At 73.4% G+C, this 24,862-nt stretch carries 20 protein-coding genes; 7 read left to right on the top strand and 13 right to left on the bottom strand.

The window, feature by feature from the left end; all coding sequences use genetic code 11:
• Positions 1–311 precede the first annotated feature (311 nt).
• The gene (locus OH807_RS34080) at positions 312–1,454 is read left to right on the top strand and encodes an alpha/beta hydrolase (RefSeq protein ID WP_406207034.1); all 1,143 of its coding nucleotides are present in this window, start codon (positions 312–314) and stop codon (positions 1,452–1,454) included.
• 172 nt (positions 1,455–1,626) lie between these two features.
• Here OH807_RS34080 and OH807_RS34075 read toward each other — a convergent pair whose 3' ends face one another.
• Positions 1,627–3,219: a PucR family transcriptional regulator gene (locus OH807_RS34075; RefSeq protein ID WP_406207032.1), complete on the bottom strand. Its 1,593-nt coding sequence runs from the start codon at positions 3,217–3,219 to the stop codon at positions 1,627–1,629.
• Between the two features lie 420 nt (positions 3,220–3,639).
• On the opposite strand from OH807_RS34075, the gene OH807_RS34070 reads away from it, so the two are divergent.
• The 5 genes from OH807_RS34070 (at position 3,640) to OH807_RS34050 (ending at position 10,494) form a co-directional block, all read left to right on the top strand.
• Positions 3,640–4,527 carry an FAD binding domain-containing protein gene (locus OH807_RS34070; protein ID WP_406207030.1) on the top strand — a complete coding sequence of 296 codons (888 nt, stop codon included), beginning with the start codon at positions 3,640–3,642 and terminating at the stop codon, positions 4,525–4,527.
• A complete protein-coding gene (locus OH807_RS34065; RefSeq protein WP_406207028.1) occupies positions 4,524–5,012 on the top strand; it encodes a (2Fe-2S)-binding protein in 489 nt (162 codons plus the stop codon). Before OH807_RS34070 ends, OH807_RS34065 begins: the two co-directional genes overlap by 4 nt.
• Complete coding sequence (gene pucD / locus OH807_RS34060) at positions 5,009–7,381, top strand: xanthine dehydrogenase subunit D (RefSeq protein WP_406207026.1); 2,373 nt, start codon at positions 5,009–5,011, stop codon at positions 7,379–7,381. Before OH807_RS34065 ends, pucD begins: the two co-directional genes overlap by 4 nt.
• Before the next feature lie 354 nt (positions 7,382–7,735).
• Positions 7,736–9,226 (top strand): NCS2 family permease, encoded by a 1,491-nt coding sequence (locus tag OH807_RS34055; protein ID WP_406207023.1) that lies wholly within the window; start codon positions 7,736–7,738, stop codon positions 9,224–9,226.
• Between the two features lie 80 nt (positions 9,227–9,306).
• Positions 9,307–10,494, top strand: a complete 1,188-nt coding sequence (locus tag OH807_RS34050) for an XdhC family protein (RefSeq protein ID WP_406207020.1) — start codon at positions 9,307–9,309, stop codon at positions 10,492–10,494.
• Between the two features lie 42 nt (positions 10,495–10,536).
• On the opposite strand, the gene OH807_RS34045 is transcribed toward OH807_RS34050, so the two are convergent.
• The 3 genes from OH807_RS34045 to OH807_RS34035 form a co-directional block, all read right to left on the bottom strand.
• The gene (locus tag OH807_RS34045) at positions 10,537–10,830 is read right to left on the bottom strand and encodes a hypothetical protein (protein WP_406207017.1); all 294 of its coding nucleotides are present in this window, start codon (positions 10,828–10,830) and stop codon (positions 10,537–10,539) included.
• A gap of 232 nt (positions 10,831–11,062) precedes the next feature.
• Positions 11,063–11,683, bottom strand: coding sequence for a LysE family translocator (locus OH807_RS34040; protein ID WP_406207014.1), 621 nt, complete (start codon positions 11,681–11,683; stop codon positions 11,063–11,065).
• 79 nt (positions 11,684–11,762) lie between these two features.
• On the bottom strand, positions 11,763–11,966 hold the full coding sequence (locus OH807_RS34035; RefSeq protein ID WP_406207011.1) for a cold-shock protein: 204 nt from the start codon (positions 11,964–11,966) through the stop codon (positions 11,763–11,765).
• 123 nt (positions 11,967–12,089) lie between these two features.
• Between OH807_RS34035 and OH807_RS34030 the strand changes: the two genes are divergently transcribed.
• The gene (locus tag OH807_RS34030; protein ID WP_406207008.1) at positions 12,090–13,097 is read left to right on the top strand and encodes a helix-turn-helix transcriptional regulator; all 1,008 of its coding nucleotides are present in this window, start codon (positions 12,090–12,092) and stop codon (positions 13,095–13,097) included.
• A 15-nt stretch (positions 13,098–13,112) separates the two neighbouring features.
• Here the strand turns inward: OH807_RS34030 and OH807_RS34025 are convergent, their stop codons facing one another.
• The 9 genes from OH807_RS34025 to allB all read right to left on the bottom strand — a co-directional run bounded on the left by OH807_RS34025 (position 13,113) and on the right by allB (position 24,832).
• Positions 13,113–14,027 carry an SDR family oxidoreductase gene (locus tag OH807_RS34025; RefSeq protein WP_406207005.1) on the bottom strand — a complete coding sequence of 305 codons (915 nt, stop codon included), beginning with the start codon at positions 14,025–14,027 and terminating at the stop codon, positions 13,113–13,115.
• Between the two features lie 455 nt (positions 14,028–14,482).
• A complete protein-coding gene (locus OH807_RS34020; RefSeq protein WP_406207002.1) occupies positions 14,483–16,204 on the bottom strand; it encodes an SDR family oxidoreductase in 1,722 nt (573 codons plus the stop codon).
• Positions 16,201–17,157: a M24 family metallopeptidase gene (locus OH807_RS34015; protein WP_406206999.1), complete on the bottom strand. Its 957-nt coding sequence runs from the start codon at positions 17,155–17,157 to the stop codon at positions 16,201–16,203. The genes OH807_RS34020 and OH807_RS34015 overlap by 4 nt, the downstream gene beginning before the upstream one ends.
• Before the next feature lie 13 nt (positions 17,158–17,170).
• Positions 17,171–18,256 carry a PDR/VanB family oxidoreductase gene (locus OH807_RS34010; RefSeq protein ID WP_406206996.1) on the bottom strand — a complete coding sequence of 362 codons (1,086 nt, stop codon included), beginning with the start codon at positions 18,254–18,256 and terminating at the stop codon, positions 17,171–17,173.
• A 154-nt stretch (positions 18,257–18,410) separates the two neighbouring features.
• Positions 18,411–19,325 carry a metal-dependent hydrolase gene (locus tag OH807_RS34005; protein WP_406206993.1) on the bottom strand — a complete coding sequence of 305 codons (915 nt, stop codon included), beginning with the start codon at positions 19,323–19,325 and terminating at the stop codon, positions 18,411–18,413.
• A 204-nt stretch (positions 19,326–19,529) separates the two neighbouring features.
• Entirely contained in the window at positions 19,530–20,309 is a 780-nt protein-coding gene (locus OH807_RS34000; protein ID WP_406206990.1) for an IclR family transcriptional regulator, read from the bottom strand.
• A gap of 336 nt (positions 20,310–20,645) precedes the next feature.
• Entirely contained in the window at positions 20,646–22,106 is a 1,461-nt protein-coding gene (locus OH807_RS33995) for a catalase (RefSeq protein ID WP_406206987.1), read from the bottom strand.
• A 75-nt stretch (positions 22,107–22,181) separates the two neighbouring features.
• Positions 22,182–23,447, bottom strand: coding sequence for an allantoicase (gene alc / locus OH807_RS33990; protein WP_406206984.1), 1,266 nt, complete (start codon positions 23,445–23,447; stop codon positions 22,182–22,184).
• Positions 23,444–24,832: an allantoinase AllB gene (gene allB, locus OH807_RS33985; protein WP_406206983.1), complete on the bottom strand. Its 1,389-nt coding sequence runs from the start codon at positions 24,830–24,832 to the stop codon at positions 23,444–23,446. The genes alc and allB overlap by 4 nt, the downstream gene beginning before the upstream one ends.
• Between the last annotated feature and the right edge of the window lie 30 nt (positions 24,833–24,862).

Here is a 24,862-nt window from a genome sequence, read left to right as displayed (position 1 = left end):
CCCCATAGTCTCGCTGCCCGCTCTGCGCGGTATTGCACCGCCTCGCCCGCCGCCCGGGTCCGTCCGGGCGGTATCGTGCCCTGTCGGGGGCAATCCTGGGAGTCGGCTGGGCGGTGGTCCGGCCAGGGCCCGCCAGGGTGGCAGACTATGGCGGACCCGAAAAGGGATCATCACGGAAACGTGATGTTCCTCTCAGGTTCCGCACAGATTCGGACGGCAACCGATCCCCGTTCCAGGCCGTCCGATGCCATGGGAGCGCGTTTCGGGCGAGTGGGGCCCGGAGCGGCTCTGAACCCGGATACGAGAACTTGATGCAACTGACAGGTACGCCCTTCCTCCTCTGCACGGTCGTCCTCGTGCCGATCTCCATCGCGGTGGCCCTGCTGCTCTGGAGCAGGGCACGCGGGCCCCGGCCGGTGCGGATCCTGTCCAGGCTCGCGATGATCGTGTTCTGCCAGGTCACGGCCGTGCTGATGGTCTTCGTCATGGTCAACAACGCCAACCTGATCTACGGCAGCTGGGACGACCTGCTCGGCACCGGCAACCACGTCCGCGCGGTGCCCCAGGTGCCGCCGGCCGAGCCGGGTGCCGCAGGCACGGCCGGCGGTGCCCAGTCGGGCGGCGACGCCAAGGCGCCCCGGGCGACGCAGCAGTTCCGGGGCGTGGACGACCCGAAGGTGCCGAACGACGTCCAGAAGACCGACCTCAAGGGCCAGCTGTCCGGCGTCGACGGCGAGGTGCTGGTCTGGCTGCCGCCGCAGTACCACGACCCGGCGTTCAAGGACCGCAAGTTCCCCGTCGTCGAGCTGATCCCCGGCTTCCCGGGCTCTTCCTCCACCTGGTACGGCACCCTGCGGGTCTCCGAGCAGCTCAAGCCGCTGATGCAGCAGGGCAAGGTCGCCCCGTTCATCCTGGTCTCGCCGCGCACCCTGCTGCTGGGCAACAGCACCGACGCCGGCTGCACCGACGTGCCCGGCAAGGTCAACGCCGACACCTGGCTGACCCGCGACGTCCCGCAGATGGTGCTGGACAACTTCCGCGCCGACCCGTCCCCGGACCGCTGGGCGGTCGCCGGCTACTCGGCCGGCGCCCACTGCGCCACCAAGCTGTCGCTGGCGCACCCGAACCGCTACCGGGCCGGCGTCAGCCTCTCCGGCTACAACGACCCCGCGACCGAGAAGGACTCGCTGGTCGGCAAGGACCCGAAGCTGCGCGAGGCCAACAACCCGGTCGCCATCGTGAAGGCCGCCGCCCAGCCGCCGAAGGTCGCGCTCTACATCTCCGGCAACAAGGGCGACGGCTACGAGGACGGCCAGGCGATCGCCGCGGCCGCGAAGGCGCCGACCACCGTGCAGGTCCAGGAGACCACCGGGCCGCACTCCAGCGACGTCTGGAAGAACATGGTGCCGGGCGTCTTCGAGTGGATCACCAGCGTGATCCCCGTCCAGCCCTGAGCACCTCTCAGCCCTGAGCACCCTCGGTACGGAAGGACGCTCGGGACGGAACGGCGCTCGGTACGGAACGGCCCGCCGCGAACGCGGCGGGCCGTTCCGCGTCAGGGCGCCCGCGTCGGACCGGGCCGGTGACCGCTCGGGCCCGCGCCCAGGCCGGCGCCCAGGCCGGCGCTCAGGCCAGTTCGAGGGCCAGGTAGAAGTCCACCCGGTCCTCCAGGCGGGAGAGGTCACGGCCGGTCAGCTCCTCGATCCGGCCGATCCGGTACCGCAGCGTGTTCACGTGCACGTGGAGCTGCGCGGCGCAGCGCGTCCACGAGCCGTCCGAACGGAGGAACGCCTCCAGGGTGCGGACGAGGTCCGCCTGGTGCTCGATGTCGTAGCCGATCACCTTGTCCAGCAGCCGGCTGCGGAAGGCCCGGCGGACCTCGTCCGGGACGGCGGCGAGCAGCAGCACGTGCGAGGCGAGCTCCTCCGGACCGGCCACGCAGACCCGGCCGACCCGGGCGGCGGCGATCCGGCGGGCGTGCCGGGCCTCCTCCAGGGCGCCCCGCAGGCCGCCGGCCTCGGAGGCGGGGGCGGAGACGCCGAGGGTGATCCGCCCCTCCGAGCCGAGGCCGGCCTCCAGCGGGGCGAGCAGTTCGCGCAGGGTGTCGGCGGGCACCGCGCTGTCCAGCGCGGGCAGCACCACGACGGCGCCGGTGCCGGCCCCGGCGACCAGCGCGCGGTCGGTGGCCGCGCCCAGCGCCTCCTCCAGGACCGCCCGGACGACGCCCTCGGGCAGCCCCGTCCCCTCGGCGCTGAGCACCAGCCAAGTGCCGTCCGCCGCCTGTGGTTTGGGCTCGACGCTCTCGTAGCGGGCGGCCATCGCGGAGGAGGCGTACAGTGCCCGGCTGATCTCCGCCGGGTCGGCGTCGCGCTGGAGCAGGGTGAGCACCTCGGAGGCGAGGCGGCGGCGCAGCCGGCGGCCCTCGTCCCGGCGCTGCCGCTCGGCGGCCACCAGCCGGGCCAGGTTCTCGGCGAGCTGCTGGCGCTTGGTGCTCCATTCGGTGACGTCGCCGGCGACCACGAGGACCCAGTCGGCGAGCGGCGACTCGGCGTCGGGGACGGCCGCGGCGGGCAGCAGCGAGTACGGGCCGGTGGCCAGCCGGGCGCGATGCGGCGGCCGGCGGCGCTGGCGCTGGGCGCCGAGGTGGGCGCGGATCAGCTGGTCGCGCTCCTCGGTGGAGAGCCGGTCGGCGGGGCCGGCGATCACCGCGGCGGTGGGGGTGAGCACCCAGCAGTCGAGGTCGAGGTCGCCGCCGAGCAGGTCGAGGACGGCGTCGAGGCCGCCGCCGCCGGCCGCGGAGACGAGCAGCCGGTGGCGGTCGACCAGGGCGGCCAGGTCGGCGGCGCGGTCGGCCGAGACCTGCCGGCCGATGAACTCGGTGACCGTCCCGAAAGCGATGTCGTCGGGTACCGCCAACAGGGGCATCCGGTGGCGCCGACACGCCTCGACGAGGTCCTCGGGGACGGGCCCGACCTCGGCCTCGCCCGCCGCGAGGGCAACGGCGCCGCCGGCCACGATGGTCCGCACGAACCGCTCGGAGTCGGCCGGCGCGGTGCGCCAGAGCATGCCGGTGAGCACCAGCTCGCCGCCGTGCAGGTAGCGGCCGGGGTCGTGCAGGTCCGTGGTCATGACACCGCTGACCTGCCGGTCCAGTTCTTCCTCGGCCGCGAGCAGGCGCAGTCGCGGGGCTCCGGGGGCGAGCAGGTCGCGGACACGCATCCGGGACTCCTATCGGGCTGGGGTGAGGGTGAGGGGGCCCGAGCGCTCGGGGCCGGGGAGACAGTGTGCCCGAACATCTGTGCTCGGTGTTACGTACCGACGGCCGCCCGGATCACGGGTCCGTAGCTCGGCAATCACGGCCGGATTACGGTCGTAGGTAGCGCCCGGTGAACGGCTGGGCTGCGAGATTGTCCGCCTTAGAGGAACGTACAGGATGCCGGGCAGGACCACAGCCGGGGCTTCATGCCATCGGTGACTCCCAGTGGGCCCCGTCACAGCGGTTCACTGGCCACAAGCCGCCGGACACACCGAGGTGACCAGGACACGACGTGAAGGCGAAGAAGCAGTAGCAGAGTCCGAACACCGAGGGCGGGCACTGTGCCCACCGTCCGGCCGGCAACGACTTGAGGAGACACCCGCATGGAGTTCCTTCGGCCCGCTACCTGGGACGAGGCACTCGCGGTGAAGGCTGAGTACCCGACCGCGCTGCCCATCTCGGGCGGTACGGACGTCATGGTCGAGATGAACTTCGACGTACACCGGCCATCCGCGATTCTCGACCTGAACCGCATCACCGAGCTCACCGAATGGTCGAACGACGGCAGCGTCGTCCGGCTCGGTGCCTCCGTCCCGTACAGCAGGATCATCAACGAGCTCTCCGGCCCGCTGCCCGGCCTCGCGCTGGCGTCCCACACCGTCGGCTCGCCGCAGATCCGCAACCGCGGCGGCGTCGGCGGCAACCTCGGCGGCGCCTCCCCGGCCGGTGACGCGCACCCCGCGCTGCTGGCGGCCGGCCGCGACGTCCTCGTCGAGGCCGCCTCGGTCCGCGGCACCCGGATGATCCCGATCGACGAGTTCTACGTCGGCGTGAAGCGCAACAGCCTGGAGTCGGACGAACTCATCCGGGCGGTGCACATCCCGGTCGCGGACGGCCCGCAGCAGTTCTCGAAGATCGGCACCCGCAACGCGATGGTGATCGCGGTCTGCGCCTTCGGGTTCGCCCTCCACCCGAAGAACGGCACCGTCGGCACCGGCATCGGTTCGGCCGCGCCCACGCCGCGCCGCGCCGTCGAGGCCGAGGAGTACCTGCAGGGCGTGCTCGCCGAGCGCGGTCTCTGGGAGTCCGGCGATCTGCTGGGCGCCGAGGTGATCCAGCGGTTCGGTGAGCTGGTGAAGGCCGCGGCCTCCCCCATCGACGACGTGCGCGGCACCGCCGACTACCGGCGGCACTCGCTGGCCGTGATGGCCCGCCGCACGCTCACCTGGTGTTGGAACGACTACAGCAAGCAGATCAGGAGCGCGGCATGAGGGTCACTTTCACCGCCAACGGCAAGCCGGTCGAGGCCGACGACGTCTGGGAGGGCGAGAGCCTGCTCTACGTGCTGCGCGAGCGGGTCGGCCTCCCGGGTTCGAAGAACGCCTGCGAGCAGGGCGAGTGCGGCTCCTGCACCGTCTACCTGGACGGCGTGCCGGTCTGTTCCTGCCTGGTCGCGGCCGGTCAGGTGCAGGACCGCGAGGTCCGCACCGTCGAGGGCCTGGCCGAGGAGAACGGCGAGCTGGGCCTCGTCCAGCAGGCGTTCATCGACGCCGGCGCCGTCCAGTGCGGCTTCTGCACGCCCGGCCTGCTCGTGCAGACCGACGCGCTGCTGGACAAGGACGCCCAGCCGAGCGACAACGACATCCGCGAGGCGCTCTCCGGCAACCTCTGCCGCTGCACGGGCTACGAGAAGATCATGGACGCGGTGCGGCTGGCTTCCGCCCGCAAGTGCGCCGGTAAGGGGACTGCCGAATGAGTGCTCGCACCATCCAGGGGCAGAAGAACCTCCAGAACATCAACCAGGCGAGCAAGGACGGGATCGGCGGTTCGCCGCTGCGCCCGGACGGCAACCTGAAGGTCAAGGGCGAGTTCGCGTACTCGTCGGACATGTGGCACGAGGACATGCTGTGGGGTATGGCGCTGCGCTCGCCGCACCCCCGGGCCAACATCCTCTCGGTGGACATCTCCGACGCCCTCAAGGTGCCGGGCGTGTACGCCGTCCTCACCCACGAGGACATCCCGGGCACGAAGTTCTACGGCCTGGAGATCCAGGACCAGCCGGCCCTGGCGATCGACAAGGTCCGCTACCACGGTGAGGCGATCGCGCTGGTCGCGGCCGACCACCCGGAGACGGCCCGCCGCGCGGTGAAGAAGATCAAGGTCGAGTACGAGGTGCTCACCCCGATCACCACCGAGGAGCAGTGCCTCGACCCGCAGACGCACGGCTACGTGCACGAGCCGCACGAGTTCAAGTCGCACGGCTACGACAACATCTGCCACGAGCAGAAGCTGGTCTCCGGCCTCGGCGTGACCGACGAGGTGCGGGCGCTCGCGGACGTCATCGTCAAGGGCAGCTACGAGGTCGGCATGCAGGACCAGGCCTTCCTCGGCCCGGAGTCCGGCCTCGCCGTGCCGGCCGAGGACGGCGGCATCGACCTCTACATCGCCACCCAGTGGCTGCACGTGGACCGCCAGCAGATGGCCCCCGTGCTGGGCCTGCCGGAGGAGAAGGTCCGCCTCACGCTGGCCGGCGTCGGCGGCGCCTTCGGCGGCCGCGAGGACATCTCGATGCAGATCCACGCCTGCCTGCTCGCCCAGCGCACCGGCAAGCCGGTCAAGATCGTCTACGCCCGGGACGAGTCGTTCTACGGCCACGTGCACCGCCACCCGGCGAAGATGACCTACGAGCACGGCGCCACCCGCGACGGCAAGCTGGTCTTCGCCGACTGCCGGATCGTGCTGGACGGCGGCGCCTACGCCTCCGCCTCGCCCGCCGTGGTCGGCAACGCCGCCTCGCTCGGACACGGCCCGTACGTGATCCCGAACGTCAAGATGCACGCCATCGCGCTCTACAGCAACAACCCGTCCTGCGGCGCGATGCGCGGCTTCGGCGCCGTCCAGGCCGCGTTCGGCTACGAGACGCAGATGGACCGGCTCGCCGCCGAGCTCGGCATCGACCCGGTCGAGCTGCGCCAGCTGAACGCGATGTCCGAGGGCGACTACATGCCCACCGGCCAGCAGATCGACTCGCCGGCCCCGGTCGCCGAGCTGCTCCAGCGGGTCAAGGACCGCCCGCTCCCGCCGCCGCTGGACGTCGACCACCTGGACGTCCGCCAGCTGCCCGGCGCGCTCTCGAACACCTCGCACGGCGAGGGCATCGTGCGCGGCGTCGGCTACTCGGTCGGCATCAAGAACGTCGGCTTCTCCGAGGGCTTCGACGACTACTCCACCGCCCGGGTGCGCCTGGAGGTGATCGGCGGCGAGCCGGTCGCCATGGTGCACACCGCGATGGCGGAGGTCGGCCAGGGCGGCGTCACCGTGCACGCCCAGATCGCCCGCACCGAGCTGGGCGTCGAGCAGGTCACCATCCACCCGGCCAACACCGAGGTCGGCTCGGCGGGTTCGACCTCCGCCTCGCGCCAGACCTACATGACCGGCGGAGCGGTGAAGCTCGCCGCCGAGGCGGTCAAGCAGGCGCTGATCGAGAAGGGCCGCCGGCGCTACGGCTGGACCCAGAAGGACCTGACGCTGTCCGGCGGCAAGGTCGTCTCCGCCTCCGGCGGCGCGCTGGTCTCCATGGTGGACCTGCTCGGCGACGAGGCGATCGACCTCACCCGCGAGCACCACCACCGCCCGACCGTCCCGTTCGACAAGGAGACCGGGCAGGGCTTCGGCCACGTCCAGTACACCTTCTGCGCCAACCGCGCGGTGGTCGACGTGGACGTCGAGCTGGGCCTCGTGAAGGTGGTCGAGCTGACCGCCGTCCAGGACGTCGGCAAGGCGCTCAACCCGCTCTCCGTGGTCGGCCAGATCCAGGGCGGCTGCACCCAGGCGCTCGGCCTGGCCGTGATGGAGGAGATCGTGGTCAAGGACGGGAAGGTGCGCAACGCGTCCTTCACCGACTACCTGATCCCCACCATCCTGGACACCCCGCCGATCCCGGTGGAGATCCTCGAACTCCCCGACCCGCACGCCCCCTACGGGCTCCGCGGCGTCGGCGAGGCCCCGACCGTGTCGGCGACGCCGTCGATCGTGGCCGCCATCCGCAACGCCACCGGCCTGGCGCTCACCCGGATCCCGGTCCGGCCCGAGCACCTGACCACCGAGACCCCCGGGGCGCTCTAACCCCGGCCGCACACCTCCCCGGGGCGGCGATCGTCCTCTCCGAGCGCAAGCAAGGAAGGTCGGGCACAGCCCCGCCGCCCCGGGGCCGTTCCACCCTCGCAGTGACTCGCAGTGAAGAGCACCACCGATGCACCACCTGAAGCACCACACGAAGCACCACACGAAACAACGCGAACGCATCCTCCCGCTGCCTCTCCCACGCCGGGGTTCTGCAGCGGTGCGCACCACCTACGCACCGCAGGCACTGCCACAGAGTGCAACCAGTGAGTCGAATCGTCCCCCTGTGCCAACTTCGTTGACTGGCTGTCAGGTCGGCTCGCCCACCCCAACCCCCTTTGACACTTGGGAGTGGACATGACCAGGATCCCCACGGAGCCCGGCACCACTGAAGACAGACCCACCGAGGACGACGCCCCCACGTCCGCCCCGGTCGCACCGCCGAAGAACGCGCTGGACGCGTACTTCAAGGTCTCCGCACGGGGATCGACGATCGCCAATGAGCTCCGCGGTGGTCTCACCACCTTCATGGCGATGGCCTACATCGTCCTGCTCAACCCGATCCTGCTCGGCGGCGCCGACAAGACCGGCTTCAAGCTCGACCATTCCCAGCTGACCACCGCCACCGCGCTGGCGGCGGCCGTCACCACCATCCTCATGGGTGTGATCGGCAACGTCCCGCTGGCGCTGGCCGCCGGCCTCTCGGTCTCCGGCGCGGTCTCCGCGATCGTCGTGCCGAACACCACCTGGCCGCAGGCCATGGGTCTGTGCATCGTCTACGGCCTGCTGATCGTGCTCCTGGTCGTCTCCGGCCTCCGGCAGAAGATCATGGACGGCATACCCCTGCCGCTCAAGCACGCCATCACCATCGGCATCGGCCTCTTCGTGGCGCTGATCGGCCTGGTCAAGGCCGGCTTCGTGCACCACGGCCCGGACCCGTACGGCCCGCCCGTGTCGCTCGGCCCCAAGGGCGAGCTCGTCGGCTGGCCCGTCCTGATCTTCGCCGTCACCCTCCTGACGATCTTCGTCCTGCTCGCCCGCAAGATCCGCGGCGCCATCCTCATCGGCATCGCCGGCGGCACCGCGCTGGCCTTCGTCGTCAACGCCGTGGTCGACCTGCCCGAGCACACCTGGGCCAGCTCGATCCCGGAGTGGCCCGGCAGCCCCGTCGCCGCCCCCGACTTCGGCCTCTTCGGCAAGGTCGACCTGTTCGGCGCCTTCGGCAGCCAGGGCATGGGCGCCATCAGCGCCTCCGTCGCGGTCTTCACCCTCGTCCTGGCCGGCTTCTTCGACGCGATGGCCACCATCATCGGCGTCGGCACCGAGGCGGGCCTCGCCGACAAGCAGGGCCGGATGCCCGGCCTCTCCAAGGCCCTGTTCATCGACGGTGCCGGCGGCGCGGTCGGCGGCCTGGCCGGCGCCTCCGGGCAGACCGTCTTCGTGGAGTCCGCCACCGGCGTCGGCGACGGCGCCCGGACCGGCCTCGCCTCGACCGTCACCGGCGCGCTCTTCGCCCTGATGCTGTTCTTCTCGCCGCTCGCCGGCATCGTCCCGGTCGAGGTCGCCTCCGCCGCCCTCGTCGTCATCGGCTCGATGATGATGAGCCAGGCCCGCCACATCGACTGGTCGGACCGCGAGGTCGCCATCCCGGCCTTCCTCACCTGCGTCCTGATGCCGTTCACGTACAACATCACCGCGGGTGTCGCCGCCGGCGTCATCTCCTACGTGACCATCAAGGCCGGCACCGGCAAGTGGCGCGAGCCCGGTGTGCTGATGTGGATCCTGACCGCGGTCTTCGTGGTCTACTTCGCCCTCACTCCGGTCAAGTCCTGGCTGGGCGCCCACTAGCGGTACCGCCGCCGTACGGGAGTCGTTCTCCCGTACGGCGGCCCCACCCGTTCCACCGCCCCTCGTAAGGAGCCCCCGACATGCAGGACATCGCCGAGCAGCTGCAGGCCTGGCACGCGGCCGGCCGCTCCTTCGCCGTGGCCACCGTGGTCGGCGTCTCCGGCAGCGCGCCGCGCGACCCGGGGGCGGCGCTCGCCGTCGACACGGCCGGCGAGGCGATCGGCAGCGTCTCCGGCGGCTGCGTCGAGGGCGCGGTCTACGAGCTCTGCCAGGCCGCCATCGAATCCGGCGAGCCGGTGCTCGAACGCTTCGGCTACAGCGACGAGGACGCCTTCGCCGTCGGCCTGACCTGCGGCGGCATCCTGGACGTCTTCGTCCAGCCGGTCGTCCCCGGCGCCGACCCCGCGCTCGACGCGGGCATCACCTACATCGCCTCCGGCACCCCGGTCGCCCTCGCCCGGGTGATCGCCGGCCCCGGCGACCTCGTCGGCGCCACCGTCGCCGTCACCGCCGACACCCACCACGGCGCCCTCTCCCCCGCACCGACCACGGTGGCCGGGCTGGAACGCGCCGTCGTCGCCGAGGCCCGCGCCATGCTGGACGCCGGCCGCACCGGCAAGGTCGTCCTCGGCCTGGACGGCCGCCCGTGCGACGAGCGGGAGCAGGGCACCGTCACCGTCTTCGTCGAGGCCTACGTGCCCGCGCCGCGGATGCTGGTGTTCGGCGCGATCGACTTCGCCGCCGCCGTGGTGCGGATCGGCAAGTTCCTCGGCTACCACGTCACCGTCTGCGACGCCCGTCCGGTGTTCGCGACCGCGCGGCGCTTCCCGGAGGCCGACCAGGTCGTCGTCGACTGGCCGCACCGCTACCTGGACTCCCAGCTCGACCGGATCGACGGCCGCACCGTGCTCTGCGTGCTCACCCACGACGCCAAGTTCGACATCCCGCTGCTGGAACGGGCGCTGCGGCTGCCGGTCGGCTACGTCGGCGCGATGGGCTCGCGGCGCACCCACCGCGACCGCAACGCCCGGCTGCGCGAGGTCGGCCTGAGCGACGCCGAGATCGGCCGGCTGCGCTCGCCGATCGGCCTCGACCTCGGGGCCCGCACGCCCGAGGAGACGGCCGTCTCGGTCGCCGCCGAGATCGTCGCGCACCGGCGCGGCGGCAGGTGCCTGCCGCTGAGCACCGGGAACGGACCGATCCACCACGACCTCGCCCGGGCCGAGGACACCGACGGCGCCGGGCACGCCGCGTCGCACGCGGCCTGAGCCCCGGGCCCTCCCCGGCCGGGCCGCGGTCCGGCCGGGCTGTCAGGTGACGATGCTGTGGGCCTCGCAGATCAGCGGCGGGGTGGTCGGGATGCCGACCTCCTGGAGGATCGGCATCAGCACCGCCGCGAAGTGCTCGAAGGCCTCCCGGGACTCCCAGACGTCGGTGATGTGCCAGCCGCCGTCCGGCGTCGGGCCCGCAGCGTGCAGCACCAGCCCCCGCACCGGCCAGTCCGACGGCGTGTTCAGCCCGGCACCGCCGGTCAGTCGGTCCACCGCCTCCTCGTACTGGGCCTGGCCGACGCCGGGGAGTTCGAACGCTGCGATGATCGCCATGGGGCTGCTCCTGCTCGGTGGGGTCCGCCGACTCCAGTGCAGCCCCCACCGAGCCCCCGCAGCCAACCCGGCACCACCAGCCGGGTGACATTGCGCCGCCACCGCGACGGCGGGACGCTGGAGTTCAGGACCCGCCCCGCGGGCTCGCCCGGGCCCGGGGAAGGAACACCGATCATGCGTGCCCTGCTGGAGATCTGAGCCGCCGACGCCCGCGGGCCGGCAGGCCGGACGCTCAGTCCGAGACCGCCAGCCGCAGTCCGAAGCCGACCACCACGACGCCCGTCACCCGGTCCATCAGCCGGCGGGCGGCCGGCCTGCGCAGCCAGCCGCGCAGCACCTGCGCGAAGCCCACCAGCACCACCGACCAGAGCAGCCCCTCCACCACGTGCACGCAGGTCAGCGCCACACCGGCGGCGAAGTGCGGCGCCGCGGCCGGGATGAACTGCGGCAGCACCGCCACGTAGAAGACGCCGACCTTGGGGTTGAGCAGATTGGTCAGCGTGCCGCGCCGCCAGCCGTACGCCAGGCCGCCGTCGGACGGCTCCTCCGCCGGCTCGGCCCCGCCGCCGCGGCTGCGGAGCATGCCGATGCCCATCCAGACCAGGTAGGCCGCACCGGCCCAGCGCACCACCTCGTACGCCAGCTGGGAGGCGGTCAGCAGCGCCGTCACCCCGGCCGAGGTGAGGGTGCCCCAGATCAGCGTGCCGGTCTGGATGCCGAGCACCACGCCCCACGCCTGCCGCCGGTGCCCGAGTGCCGAGGTGCGCAGCACGAGGGCGGTGTCGAGCCCCGGGGTGAGGGTGAGCAGCCCCACGACGAGGGCGAAGGACCACAGTGCGGTCGTCATCTCCATGGGCCCTCATCGTACGCAGGGCCGGGGGCGCGGTGGGGCGCGGGCGCGGGGCCGGCGGCGCGGTGGGGCGCGGGCGGCACTACAGCGGGCGGACCCGCTCGGCCACCCGGCGGCCCTCCTGCTCGGTCGGGTCGAACTCCACCCGCTGCCCCTCGGCGAGGGCGCGGTCCCCCTCCCCCACGATCGAGTCGAAGTACACGTACAGCGCGGGGCCCTCCTCGTCGGGCGTGATCAGGCCGTAGCCGTGGTTCGGGTGGTAGGACTGCACGGTGCCGGTGGCCATGGGGGGCTCCTTCGTGGGCGGGCGGTGACGGACCTCCTGGGTAACAGAAGCCCCGCCCGGATCGGCCACGGCGCGCCCGAACGGCCTGCCCTACGATCACCTCGACCGAGGAGGTGGGTGCGGATGCGGGCGGCGCGCGCGATCTCGCTGTTGTTGCTGCTCCAGGCGCGGCGGAGCATGACCGGGGCCGAGCTGGCCGCGGAGCTGGAGGTGTCCGAGCGCACCGTCCAACGGGACGTGCTGGCGCTCGCCGAAGCCGGCGTACCGGTCTACGCCGACCGGGGCCGGGCCGGCGGCTACCGGCTGCTGGACGGCTACCGCACCCGGCTGACCGGCCTCGACCGGGCCGAGGCCGAGGTGCTGCTGCTCGCCGGACTCCCCGGCCCGCTGGGCGACATGGGCCTCGAAGGCCCGGCGCTGGCCGCCCGGCTGAAGGTGCTCACCGAGCTCGGCGGGGCGCCCGCGGCCGGCGTCCGGCGGTTCCACCTGGACGCCCCCGGCTGGTTCCGCACCGCCCCGCCGCCACCGCTGCTCACCGAGGTCTCCCGGGCCGTGTGGGGCGAGCGGCTGCTGCGGGCCCGCTACCGGCGGGGCGGCCGGGCCGTCGAACGGACGCTGCGGCCGTACGGCCTGGTGCTCAAGGCGGGCACCTGGTACCTGGTGGCCCGGCCGGAGGACGCCGACCCCGACCCCGACGCCGGCGGCGGCGGCGGCGCCCGGGTGTACCGGGTCGACCGGCTGGAGGAGGCCGAGCCACTGGAGCACCGCTTCGAGCGCGACGACGCGTTCGACCTCGCCCGGTACTGGGAGGCCAAGGCGGAGGAGTTCGCCCGCTCGCTGCTGCGGGAGAGTGTCCTGGTCCGGCTCAGCCCGCTCGGCGCCGCCCGGCTCCCCCACCTGCTGGAGCCGACCGCCGCCCGGCAGGCGCTCGCGACCGCCGGAGAGCCGGACGGCCACGGATGGGTCACCGTCCGGCTCCCGGTGGAGTCGCCGGAGGTCGCCTACGACGAGCTGCTCCGACTCGGCCCGGAGGCCGAACTCCTCGAACCGCTCGCGCTGCGGCGCCGGTTGGCGGAGGCGGCGGCCAGGACGGCGGCCCTGTACGGCCCGCCCGACGCCGGTCGGCGGTAGCCGGCCGGGCGCCGGTCAGCGGTAGCCGGCCGGGTCCGGCGGGCCGTCCGTCCGCTCCGCGTCCACCAGGTAGCGCCAGGCGTCCGGGCGGCTGCCGTCCAGATCGGTGAAGCCGTACTCCTTCGCCAGGGCGCCGCTGGACGTCGACGTGCCGTTGAACCGCGCCACCGCCGGATCGGCGGCCAGCGCTACCACCGCGCGGCCGACGTACGCGGGCGACTCCGAGATACCGAAGTCCGGCTGGCGCACCGTCGCGTCGCGCCACGTCTCCTCGGTGACCTCGAAGTGCTCCAGCATCATCTCCGAGCGCAGCCACCCCGGCGTCAGCGCGAGCGCCGTCGCCCCGCGCGGGCCGAGCTCGTGCCCGAGCGCGAAGGCCATCCGCAGCACGGAGGACTTGGCGAGGTCGTAGAAGAAGGAGTTCCGGTACCGGGTGGTGTTGTACTCCGCAGTGCCGTCCGTCATCTCCACCACCAGCCCGCCCGGCCGGCGCAGCAGCAGCGGCAGCAGGTGGTGGCTGGTGATCGCGTGCGTCTCCACGGCGAGGCGCAGCAGGCGCAACCCGTTGTCCAGGTCGTGCTCCCAGACCGGGACCTCCCACTCGAAGAGCTGCTCGCCGCCCCAGATGTCGTTGACCAGGATGTCCAGGCCGCCCTGCTCGGCGCCGATCCGCTCCGCCACGGCGGCCACCTCGGCGGGCACCAGGTGGTCGGCCCGCACGGCGATGCCGTGCCCGCCGGCCGCCGTCACCAGCGCCGCCGTCTCCTCCAGGGTCTCGGCCCGCCCGTACTCCGAGCGGTGGCCCCCGGCGCTGCGCCCGGTCGTGTAGACGGTCGCTCCCGCGGCCCCCAGCTGCACCGCGATCCCCCGCCCGGCCCCCCGGGTCGCCCCGGCCACCAGTGCGACCTTGCCCTTGAGCGGCTGTGCCATGTCGTGTCCCTCCGTCGTGCGTCCTCCGGCACGACCGATACTGCCGTGCAATCCCGACACCTGTTGTCGGGATTGCACGGGGAAGCGAGGAGCCGGCGGAAGGATCACCCTTCCTCGGGGCCGCGCACCCTCCGGCGGGTGGGACGGCGCGAAAGCCGACTTGTCGATCAGGAAACGCCCAGTCGCTGCTGTCCACCGGTCCGGTGAGGTCGGGCAGGCCGCCCTTCGCGAGCCAGGACAGGAAATCCCGGCCCTTGCGGCGCTTGACCGCGTCCTCAAGGACGGCACTGACGGTCGCCACCTCGGCCGACGTCCCGAGGATCTCGGCGGCCTCGGCCGGCAGTTCGGCGTTGACGTCTGTCACGGTACGGGTCACGGCCGGCCTCCGGGAGCAGCGCGGGCCTGCGACATCGGTTTCCAGGGTATTCGATGCCACAGGCCCACGGGCCGCTCCCTCAGGTCACGTTGAGGCGGGCCGCCAGGCGGAGCAGGCCCGGGGAGAGGCGGCTGAGGAAGCGGGCGACCTTCGCCTCCGGGGTCACCGGGACGACCGGCCGGCCGGTGCGGACGGCGTCGAGGATCGCGGCGGCGACCTTCTCGGGCGGGAAGCCGCGGCGGGCGTACAGCCTGGCGGCGCGGGCCTGCTTCGCGGCCTGCTCGGTGGCGCTGGTGGCGGAGAAGGTGGAGGTGCGGGTGATGTTGGTGTTGACGATGCCGGGGCAGATGGTGGAGACGCCGATGCCGTGGCCGGCCAGCTCGGCGCGCAGGCAGTCCGAGAGCATGAACACCGCGGCCTTGCTGGTCGCGTAGGCGGTGAGCGCCTTCGACGGGAGGTAGGCGGCGGCCGAGGCGAGGTTGACGATGTGCCCGCCGGCGCCGCGGTCGGCCATCAGGGTGCCGAAGGCGCGGCAGCCGTGGATGACGCCCCAGAGGTTGACGTCCAGGACGCGCTGCCACTCCTTCTCGGTGGTCTGCAGGAACGTCCCGGAGTGCCCGATGCCCGCGTTGTTGACCACCACGTCGGGGACGCCGTGCGCGGCGGCGACCGCCTCCGCGAAGGCGTCGACGGCCGCGCCGTCGCTGACGTCGACCCGGTAGGCGTGGGCCGGCGGGCCGATCAGCGTGGCGAGTTCGGCGGTGCGCCGGGCCGCGTCGAGGTCGAGGTCGCAGACCACGACCCGGGCGCCGTCCTCGGCGAAGGCCAGGGCGGTGGCCCGGCCGATGCCGCTGCCGCCGCCGGTGACGACGACCAGCGGGCCGAGGCCGGCCCGGTCGGCGTGCTGACCGGCGTCGACGGTGGCGGTGAACCCTCGGACCATGCCGGCCACGGCGGTCCCCTTCTCCAGCAGGGCGGACCAGTGGGTGGCGTGCAGCGAACGGCGGGTCAGGTCGGGCACCCAGCGCTCCAGCCCCTCGGAGAGGTACTCGCCCACGTAGTGGTCCTTGGTCAGGGTGATCAGCTGGACCGGCACCTCGGTGGGCCGCTCCCGCGGGTGGCGCAGTGCGGGCCGCATGTTGGCCCGGTACAGCTCGATGCCGCGCACCGCGTCCCGCCGCAGGGTGGGCTGCGGGTGGCCGGGGCGCGGGGTGACCTCCTCCAGGTCCCGCAGCACCCGGCCCCAGGCGCGGGCCAGGCCGAGCCGCCAGATCCCCGGGGCGAGGTAGGGCAGGTGGAAGGCGGTGATGTACCAGGAGTGAACGCCCTGGGAGAGCAGCTGCCGCAGGTGGCGCGGGGTGGGGCGGCGGTAGCGGTCCCGCAGCCAGTGCCCCATGTGGTCCAGGCAAGGGCCGGACATGGTGGTGTAGGAGGCGAGCCGCTGCTCGGCGCCCGGCGTGGTGACGGCCTCCCAGGACTGCAACGAGCCCCAGTCGTGGGCGACCACGTGCACCGGGCGGTCCGGGCTGACGGCGTCGGCGACCGCGAAGAGGTCGGCGGCGAGCTGCTCCAGCCGGTAGCCCTCGCGAGTGGCGGGGACGCCCGACTCACCGGCGCCGCGCACGTCGTAGCGGACGACGTGGTGGTCGCGGGCGAGGTCGGCGGCGACGTCGTCCCAGACCACGTGAGTGTCGGGGTAGCCGTGCACCAGCAGGACGGTGGGCGCAGCGGGGTCGCCCTCCTCGAAGACGGCGAGCGGCAGCCCGCCGGAGGTGACGGTCCTGCGGCGGGTGGTCGTCATCGGGTCGTCTCCTGGGCGGTCGGGGCCGGCGGGGCGGGCGTCGCGGTCGGGGCCGGCAGGGCGGGCGTCCGGGTCTGTGCCCGCACGTCCGCCGCCGTCCAGCGGCGGACGTGCGGCAGGTCGTCGTCGAGCCAGTACGCGTCGTCCTCGGTGACCACGAGCAGCTCCTCGAACTTGATCCCCACCGAGCGGAACCCGATGTGCGGCTCCACCGCCCAGAGGCCGGGGGTCGGCGCGTGCCGGGAGGACCGGCCGTCCGCCCAGAGCGGGGAGCGCCCGTGCAGGCGCTCGCTGATCAGCTCCCGGCCGAGGGTCTGGAGTGTACGCACCCCGAAACCGAAGAGGTTGACCCCGGCCGGCCCGCGGGCGGTCGTCCGGGTGACCTGGTGCCCGATCACCCGGCCCGGGTAGACCCGGTGGCGGTTGTCGTAGCCGTGCGCCTCGATCTGCGCGTCGACGGCCGCGTACACCTCGTCGAGCGGCCTGCGGGCGCGGACTTCGGCGAGGATCAGCTCCCGGTAGACCCGGAGGTCGGCGGCGAGCCGGTCCCAGACCGGGTTCTCGCCGACCTTGCCGCCGTAACCGATGTCGGCGGTGTAGCCGTCCACGACCGGCGCGCAGTCCAGCACGTACGGCATGCCCTCCTCCAGCCGGCGGTTGCCCGCGAAGAACTGGAGCGGGGTGTGGAAGTGCCGGAACGCCGTCCGGTCGCCGAACCAGGCGAACGGCACGTGGAAGAAGTCCTGCACGCCGGCCGCCACCAGGCGGCGGCGCAGCTCGGCGGTGGCCTGCCGCTCGGTGACACCCGGTTCGATCCAGGCCGCGACCTGCTCGGCGCAGTGGTAGGCGAGTTGCTGGGTCTCCCGGAACCGGTCGAGGTCGTGCGCGGTGTAGGGGAAGGCGGGGGTGCGGGGCGCAGCGGGGCTGGTGGGCACAGTGGGCCTGGTGGGCACGGCGGGGCTCCTTCTACACGTCGAGGACGAGGGTCTCGCCCTCGGCGGCCCGGGAGACGCAGGGCAGCAGGGCGCCGGCGGCGCGTTGTTCGGTACTGAGGCGGCGGTCCCGGTGCTCGGGGCGGCCGGCCAGCACCCGGACCTCGCAGGTGCCGCAGAAGCCCTGGTGGCAGGAGTACGGCAGGTCGGGGCGGGCCTCGCGGAGGACGTCCAGGGCGGAGCGGTCGGCCGGGACGTCGAGCGCCGGGCCGTCCGCACCGAGCCGGAGGGTGAACGGCGCGCCGTCGGTGACCGGGGCGGCTCCGAACCGTTCGAAATGCAGCGAGGCGGCGGGCGAGGCGTCCAGCGCCTGCTGGACGGCGGCCAGCATCGGGGCCGGGCCGCAGCAGTACACGGCGGCGCCGTGCGGCGCCCGGGCCAGCAGCTCGGCGCCGGTGGGCACGCCGTGCTCGTCGTCGGTGCGCAGGTGGACGCGGAGCCGGTCCAGGGCGCGCAGCTCCGCCGCGTACGGGAGGGTGTCCGCCGAGCGGCCGACCAGGACGAGCTGCCAGTCCAGGCCGTGGCTCCGGGCCTCGTGGACCATCGGGATCAGCGGGGTGACGCCGATGCCGCCGGCCAGCAGCAGGACGGCCGGTTCGGCGCAGAAGGCGAAGCCGTTGCGCGGACGGCGGGCGGTGAGCCGGGTGCCCGGGTGGAGGGTGTCGTGGATCTCCACCGAGCCGCCGCCGCCCTCCGGCAGCCGGCGGACGGCGATCCGGTAGCCGGCGCGGTCGGACGGGTCCCCGCAGAGCGAGTAGTGGCGCTCGCGGCCGGAGGGGAGCGCCAGGCGCAGGTGCGCGCCGGGCTGCCAGGCCGGGAGCGGGCCCCCGGAGGGGTCGGCGAGTCGCAGTTCGACGACGTCGGCGGCGACCTCGCGGCGGGCGGCGACCACCAGCTGGAGCGGCGGGGTCGGGCGGCTCTGCGGACGGCGCGGGCTTCGGCGCAGCAGCGGGCTGCCGAGGGCCGACGAGTAGCCGTCGCCGAAGGCGGTGAGGCGCTGCATGAACCGGTCGGCGCGCGGGCGGCCGTAGAGGTCGGGGGGTGGGGTGTCCAGGTCCATGCGGCGTTCCTTCGGTCCTTTCCGTCGGGCAGGTCGGGCAGGTGGGGCAGGTGGGGCGGGGTGGGGCCGGCGGCGGCAGGCGGCGGTGCGGGTACGGGTCGACCGGGCGGGGCCCCGGCCGGTCGACCGTCCGCCCGTCCGCCGCGCCGGCCCCTCAGTGGGCGGCGGCGGCGCGGGCGGCCGGGGAGGAGGCGAGGTAGCCGAGGGCCTGGCTGGAGGAGCCCTCCTGGGTGGGGTGGTAGCCGGGCCGCAGGTACCGCAGGCCCGAGCGGATCGACGTGACCGGGTCGGGCAGCAGGCCGCGGCGGGCGATCCGCTTCGCCTCGCGCCAGCTGGGCCGCAGCCGGCCGTCCAGGGTCGGGTCGGCGGCGAGCAGGAACCGCGCGCCGCGCACCCAGAGGTGGACGAGCAGCGGGCCGGAGACGGCCATGCCGCGCACCCGGCGCAGGTAGCCGGGGTCGAGGTGGACCATCAGGTCGAAGGCGACGCTGCGGTGTTCGACCTCCTCCGCCCCGTGCCAGCGCAGCAGGTCGAGCATCGTCGGGTCGGCCTCGGCCCGGTCCAGGCCGGGGGAGTTGAGCGCCCAGTTGCCGAGGAAGGCGGTGAAGTGCTCGATCGCCGCGACGAAGGCGACCCGTTCGATGATGTTCTCGCGCCGCCGGGCGGGCGTCAGGCCGGGCTTGTCCCCGAGCACCCGGCGGAACAGCCAGGACACCTGCCGGACGTACGGGCGCGGGTCGAGCCCCTGGCCGAGCAGGTGGTCCAGGACCTCCTGGTGGGCCTCGGCGTGGATGGCCTCCTGGCCGATGAAGCCGAGCACCTCCTCGCGCAGCTGCTCGTCCCGGATCAGCGGCAGCGCCTCCTTGAACACCTTGACGAACCAGCGCTCGCCCTCGGGGAGGAGCAGGTGGAGGACGTTGATGACGTGGGTGGCCATCGGCTCGTCCGGGATCCAGTGCAGCGGCAGCCGGTCCCAGTCGAAGCGGACGTCGCGGGGCTCCAGGACCAGGCTGTCGTGCACGCGCGGGGCGGGGGCGGCGACGGCGGGGACGGGGGTGACGCGGGACATGGGAGGCCCTCCTGACCTGCGGGTGGCGGCTCGGCTCAGGGAAACGTACTCGCGAGTAGCGATGTCGACAAGGGTTTCGCCGACCCTTATCGACATCGAGTCTAATAAGTGATGTGCACCGCGGGACACCCCCGGAAACGCAGAAGCCCCGCCGGATCCCCGGGCGGGGGTCGGCGGGGCGGTGCGCGGTGCGGCCGGAGCCGGTCAGACCGCCATGGCCAGCATCAGCGGCGCGGCACGGGCGGCCAGCAGCTCGGCGGCCGCCTTCAGCCGGTGCACGTTGCCCACCGGCATCGAGGTGGCCAGGCAGCCGACCGTGCTGCCCGCCGTCACCGGCACGGCGGCGCAGACGGTGCCGAGCGCGTACTCCTGGATGTCCAGCACCGGCACGGTGGCCGGCTGGCGCTCCAGACGGTGCATCAGCTGGTCGGCGTCGGTGACGGTGCGCGAGGTGAGCCGCGCCACCGGGTGCCGGGACAGGTGGTCCCGGCGGGCGTCGTGGTCCAGCTGGCTCAGCAGGCACTTGCCGATCGCGCTCGCGTGCGCGGTGGCCCGGAAGTCCACCCACTCCTGCACCGCGGGCGCGTGGTCGGCGGCGGCGACCGCCTCCACCGACAACTCGCCTTCGTGGTACCGGGTGAAGTAGACGGCCGCACCCAACTCGTCGCGGAGTTCGGCGAGTTTGCGGTTCAGCCGGGCGCGCACCAGCTGCTCCCGGTTGTGCTGGCCGAGCAGCGCGAAGGTGCCGCCGAGCAGCCACCCGCCGTCCTGGCACTGGAGGTACCCCTCGATCTCCAGGATCTCGGCGAGCCGGCGAACCGTCGGCAGGCTCAGGGACGTCTCCCTGGCGAGGGCGACCAGGGTGGCGCCGCCGGGGTGCCGGTCGACGGCCTCCAGCAGTCTCAGGGCGTGCTGCAAGGAGGTGAACGGACCGGGCTGGCCGTAGTCCGGTGCGGCGTGACGACCCGGGGCTGGTGTCGACATGTCGTCCCCTTCCGATGTCCGCCCGCGGAGCGATCCGGGGGCATCCTCCAGCCTATCCACCCCGAGGGCCCGGCAGTTGCCGTCCGCGGATTTTTGGTGAAGACACTGGACAGTGGCGGGCCCGGGCCCCCGGGCCGCCGGAGGCCCCCGAACGACAGACGGGCCCCTCCCCCACTGCCCTGGGGGGAGGAGCCCGCTCGCGGCCGCCGGGGTGCGGGCCCCGGCGGCCGGTGAGGGTGGTTCAGGTGGTTCAGGTGGGACCACGAGGACCGGTGGGTCCGGCGGGTCCGGTGGGTCCGGTGGGTCCGGCGGGTCCGGCGGGTCCGGTGGGGAGGGTCAGCTCTCGTCGCCCGCACGGAGCTTGCCGACGGCCGCCTCCAGGCGCGCGCCGTACTCCTCGTCGGCGGCGTGGAAGTGGGCGAGGTTCTTCTCGACGATGTCGTCGCGCGTGACCTGCGCCAGGAAGCCCGCGATGTTGTCGATCAGACGGCTCTTCTCGCCGGCCGACATCAGCCGGTAGAGCTCACCGGCCTGGTAGAAGTCGTCGTCCTTGGTGTGCTCCGGCGTGGTGTAGGTGCCGGTGTGGCCCTCCAGCCGGACCGGCGCGGCCGGCGCGCTGTCCGTCTGGACCGGGCCGTCGTACGAGTTGGGCTCGTAGTTCTTGCCGCGGCCGGACTTGTTGACGGCGGCGAAGCCGTCCCGCCCGTAGTTGTTGGCCTCGGTGGCGCGCGGGGCGTTCACCGAGAGCAGGGTGTGGTTGACGCCGAGGCGGTAGCGCTGGGCGTCCGCGTAGGCGAACAGGCGGCCCTGGAGCATCTTGTCCGGGGAGGCGCCGATGCCGGGCACGAAGTTGTTCGGCGAGAACGCGGACTGCTCGACGTCGGCGAAGACGTTCTCGGGGTTGCGGTTCAGCACCAGGCGGCCGACCTTGACCAGCGGGTAGTCGGCGTGCGGCCAGACCTTGGTGAGGTCGAAGGGGTTGAAGCGGTAGTCCGCGGCCTCGGCGACGGGCATCAGCTGGACGTAGAGGGTCCAGGACGGGAAGACGCCGCGCTCGATGGCCTGGTGCAGGTCGCGCTGGTGCGAGTCGGCGTCGGCGCCGAGCACCTCGGCGGACTGCTCGCCGTCCAGCGAGCGGATGCCCTGGTTGGTCTTGAAGTGGTACTTCACCCAGTACGCGTCGCCCTGCTCGTTGACCCACTGGTAGGTGTGCGAGCCGTAGCCGTTCATGTGGCGGTAGGAGGCCGGGATGCCGCGGTCGCCGAACAGCCAGGTGATCTGGTGGGTGGAGGCCGGCGAGTGGGCCCAGAAGTCCCAGACGTTGTCGGCTTCCTGGACGCCGGTGAACGGGTCGCGCTTCTGCGAGTGGATGAAGTCGGGGAACTTGATCGGGTCCTTGATGAAGAACACCGGGGTGTTGTTGCCGACGAGGTCGTAGTTGCCCTCCTCGGTGTAGAACTTCAGCGCGAAGCCGCGCGGGTCGCGGACGGCGTCGCTGGAGCCGAGGTTGCCGGCCACGGTGGAGAACCGCAGGAACAGCTCGGTGCGCTTGCCGACCTCGGAGAGGAAGGCGGCCTTGGTGTACTGCGAGACCTCGTCGGTCACCTCGAAGTAGCCGTACGCGCCGGAGCCGCGGGCGTGCACGACGCGCTCCGGGATGCGCTCGCGGTTGAACCGCGCCAGCTTCTCCAGGAGCTGCTGGTCCTGGATGAGCAGCGGGCCGTACTCGCCGGCCGACGCCGAGTTCTGGTTGTCGGCGATGGGCGCGCCGGACTCCGTGGTCAGGATCTTGGACATGGAGGGTCCTTCGGGTGTCGATAAAGGCAGTGCGTGGAGAGGGAGGTGACGACGGCTCAGGTCCAGCGCGGCGGCTCAGATGCCGAGCAGGCGCCAGACGGCGGAGCGGCGGCGGGAGGAGTGCTCGCCGTCCGGGCCGTCCGCGGGCCGGAGCGCGGCGACGGCGGAGGCGGCGGTGGCCTGGTCGGCCAGCGGGCGGGCGGCGACCAGCTCGGCGGCCTCCGCGGGGTCGAGGCCGGCCTCGGTGAGCGCGGCGGCGGCCTCGGCGGCCGGGACGGCGTCGAACCAGCGCAGCGCGAGGGCGGCGCGGCCGGCCTCGGTCAGCCGGCCGGCGAGGCGGAGCCGGGCGAGGCCGCCGTCCGGGTACACGTTGATCCGCACGTGGGTCACCGGGCGGCCGACGTCGAGCCGGAAGCGGTGCCGGGTGTCGGGCTGGAGGCGGGTGCGCGGCAGGATCCCGAACCAGCCGGCACCGTCCTCGGACGGGTCGCCGCCCTGCGAGGCGTCGTATCCGGTCAGGTCGGCCCAGCCGGGGGCGTTGGCGACGAAGTGGGTGGTGTCCACCTCGGCTGCCAGGACCTCGCCGCCCCCGGCCAGGGCGATCTGCACCCAGTCGTTGGCCTTGTCGCGCCGACGCCGGGTCTCCCAGCCCTCGCCCATGACGGAGGCGCGACCGGGAGCGTTCAGGTTGTGCGGGGAGGAGAAGTAGCGGTCGGACGCCGCCTCGGCCACGCCGCCGTACTCCTGGGCGGCCAGGTCGAAGGTGAGGCCGTCCAGCTCGCGCGGGTCGGGCAGCACCTCGCCGTGCACGCGGAGCCGGGCCACCCCGCCGTCGGGGTAGATGTTGAGGCGTACGTGGGTGAAGCGGGTCGCGTTGTCGACGGCGAACTCGTGCGCGGTGTCGCCCTGGAGCGGGGTGCGCGGCAGCAGTTCGACCCACTGGGCGCCGGCCAGCTCCTCCGGCGAGGGGTGCCCGGGGACGGCGGCGGCCTCGACGGAGGCGCTCTCCGGGTAGTTGCCGGTGAAGTGGGCGGTGTCGACGACCAGCCCGCGGACGACGCCGCCGACGCCGAGCCGGACGATCGTCCAGTCGTGGTCCTCGTCGGTGGGGTGCGGCTGCTCGGCCGAGACGCCGCGGCGGCGCTTGGACTCCCAGCCGTCCATGATCTGGCCCTTGTGGCCGAAGGTGTGCGCGCGGAACTCCGCGGGCTTGGCGACGAGCAGGTTCTCCGCGTCGGCGAAGGTGTCCTCGTTGGTGGCGACGACGCCGGCGCCGAGCAGCCGGGAGGCCAGGTTGACCAGCTCGGTGAACGGAGCGCTCGGGGTGTTGACGGTACTCACTGAGACTCCTCGGAGCGCGTGGCCGGCCGGGCGGCCGGGCGGGTGATCTGGCGGCCGAACGGTTCGGCGGTGACGTCGACGACCCGGCCGCGCAGCCAGGTGGTGCGCACGACGCCGGTCAGCGTGCGGCCCGCGTACGGGGTGACGGGGTTGCGGTGGTGCAGTTCGGCCGCGTGCACCGCGAAGTCGGCGTCCGGGTCGAAGGCGACCAGGTCGGCGTCGTGGCCGACGGCGACGGCGCCCTTGGTGCCGGTGAGGCCGGCCAGCTCGGCCGGGCCCCCGGCCATCCAGCGGACCACGTCGGAGAGGGTGTGGCCGCGGCGCCGGGCCTCCGTCCAGATCGCCGGCAGGCCGAGCTGCAGGGAGGCGATGCCGCCCCAGGCCTGGGCGAAGTCACCGCTGCCGCCGAACTCCGGCAGCAGCTTGAGGTCCGGGGTGGACGGCGAGTGGTCGGAGACGATCGCGATGAACTCGCCGTCCGCCAGGGCCGCCCAGAGGGCGTCCCGGTTGGCCTCGTCGCGGATCGGCGGGCAGCACTTGAAGGCGGTGTCGCCGTCCGGCACCTCCTCGGCCGCGAGGGTGAGGTAGTGCGGACAGGTCTCGGCCGTCACCCGGACGCCGTCCTCGCGGGCCTGGCGCAGCAGCGGCAGCACGGCGGCGGAGGAGACGTGCAGGATGTGCACCCGGGCGCCGGTGCGGCGCGCGGCGTCCAGCAGCCGGGCGACGGCGGCGGTCTCCGCGCCGGCCGGCCGTGAGGCGAGGAAGTCCCGGTAGTGGACACCGGGTTGCTGCGGGGCCGCGGCGAGCACCGCCGGGTCCTCGGCGTGGATGATGGCCAGCGCGCCGAGCCGGGCCTGCTCGGCCAGGGCGGCCTCAAGGTCCTCCTGCTCGACGTGCGGGAACTCGTCCACGCCGGACGGTGCGAGGAAGCTCTTGAAGCCGAACACGCCCGCCCGGTGCAGGGGTTCGAGGTCGGGGACGTTGCCGGGGACGGCGCCGCCCCAGAAGCCGAGGTCGACCCAGGCCTGGCCGTCGGCGGTCTTCCGCTTGGCCTCCAGGCCGGCCACCGTGGTGGTGGGCGGGATGGAGTTGAGCGGCATGTCGATGACGGTGGTGACGCCGCCGGCGGCGGCCGCCCGGGTGGCGGTGGCGAAGCCCTCCCACTCGGTGCGGCCGGGCTCGTTGACGTGCACGTGGGTGTCGACCAGGCCGGGGAGCAGGACGGTGTCACCGAGGTCGGTCAGATGCTGGTCGCCGGCCAGGAGGGAGCCGTGCGCGGCGATCTGCTCGATCCGCCCGTCCCGGATCAGCACGTCCGCGGGACGCTCGCCGTCCGGCAGAACCACCCGGCGGGAGCGGATCACCGCAGTCTCGCTGAAGGGCATGGGGGACCTCCGAGGCCTGAAGAAGAGAAG

The sequence above is a fragment of the Kitasatospora sp. NBC_01560 genome, assembly GCF_045208415.1.
Lineage (GTDB): Bacteria > Actinomycetota > Actinomycetes > Streptomycetales > Streptomycetaceae > Kitasatospora.
Note: the sequence above shows the minus strand (reverse complement) of the source record. Positions and strands in the feature narration are given on the sequence as shown.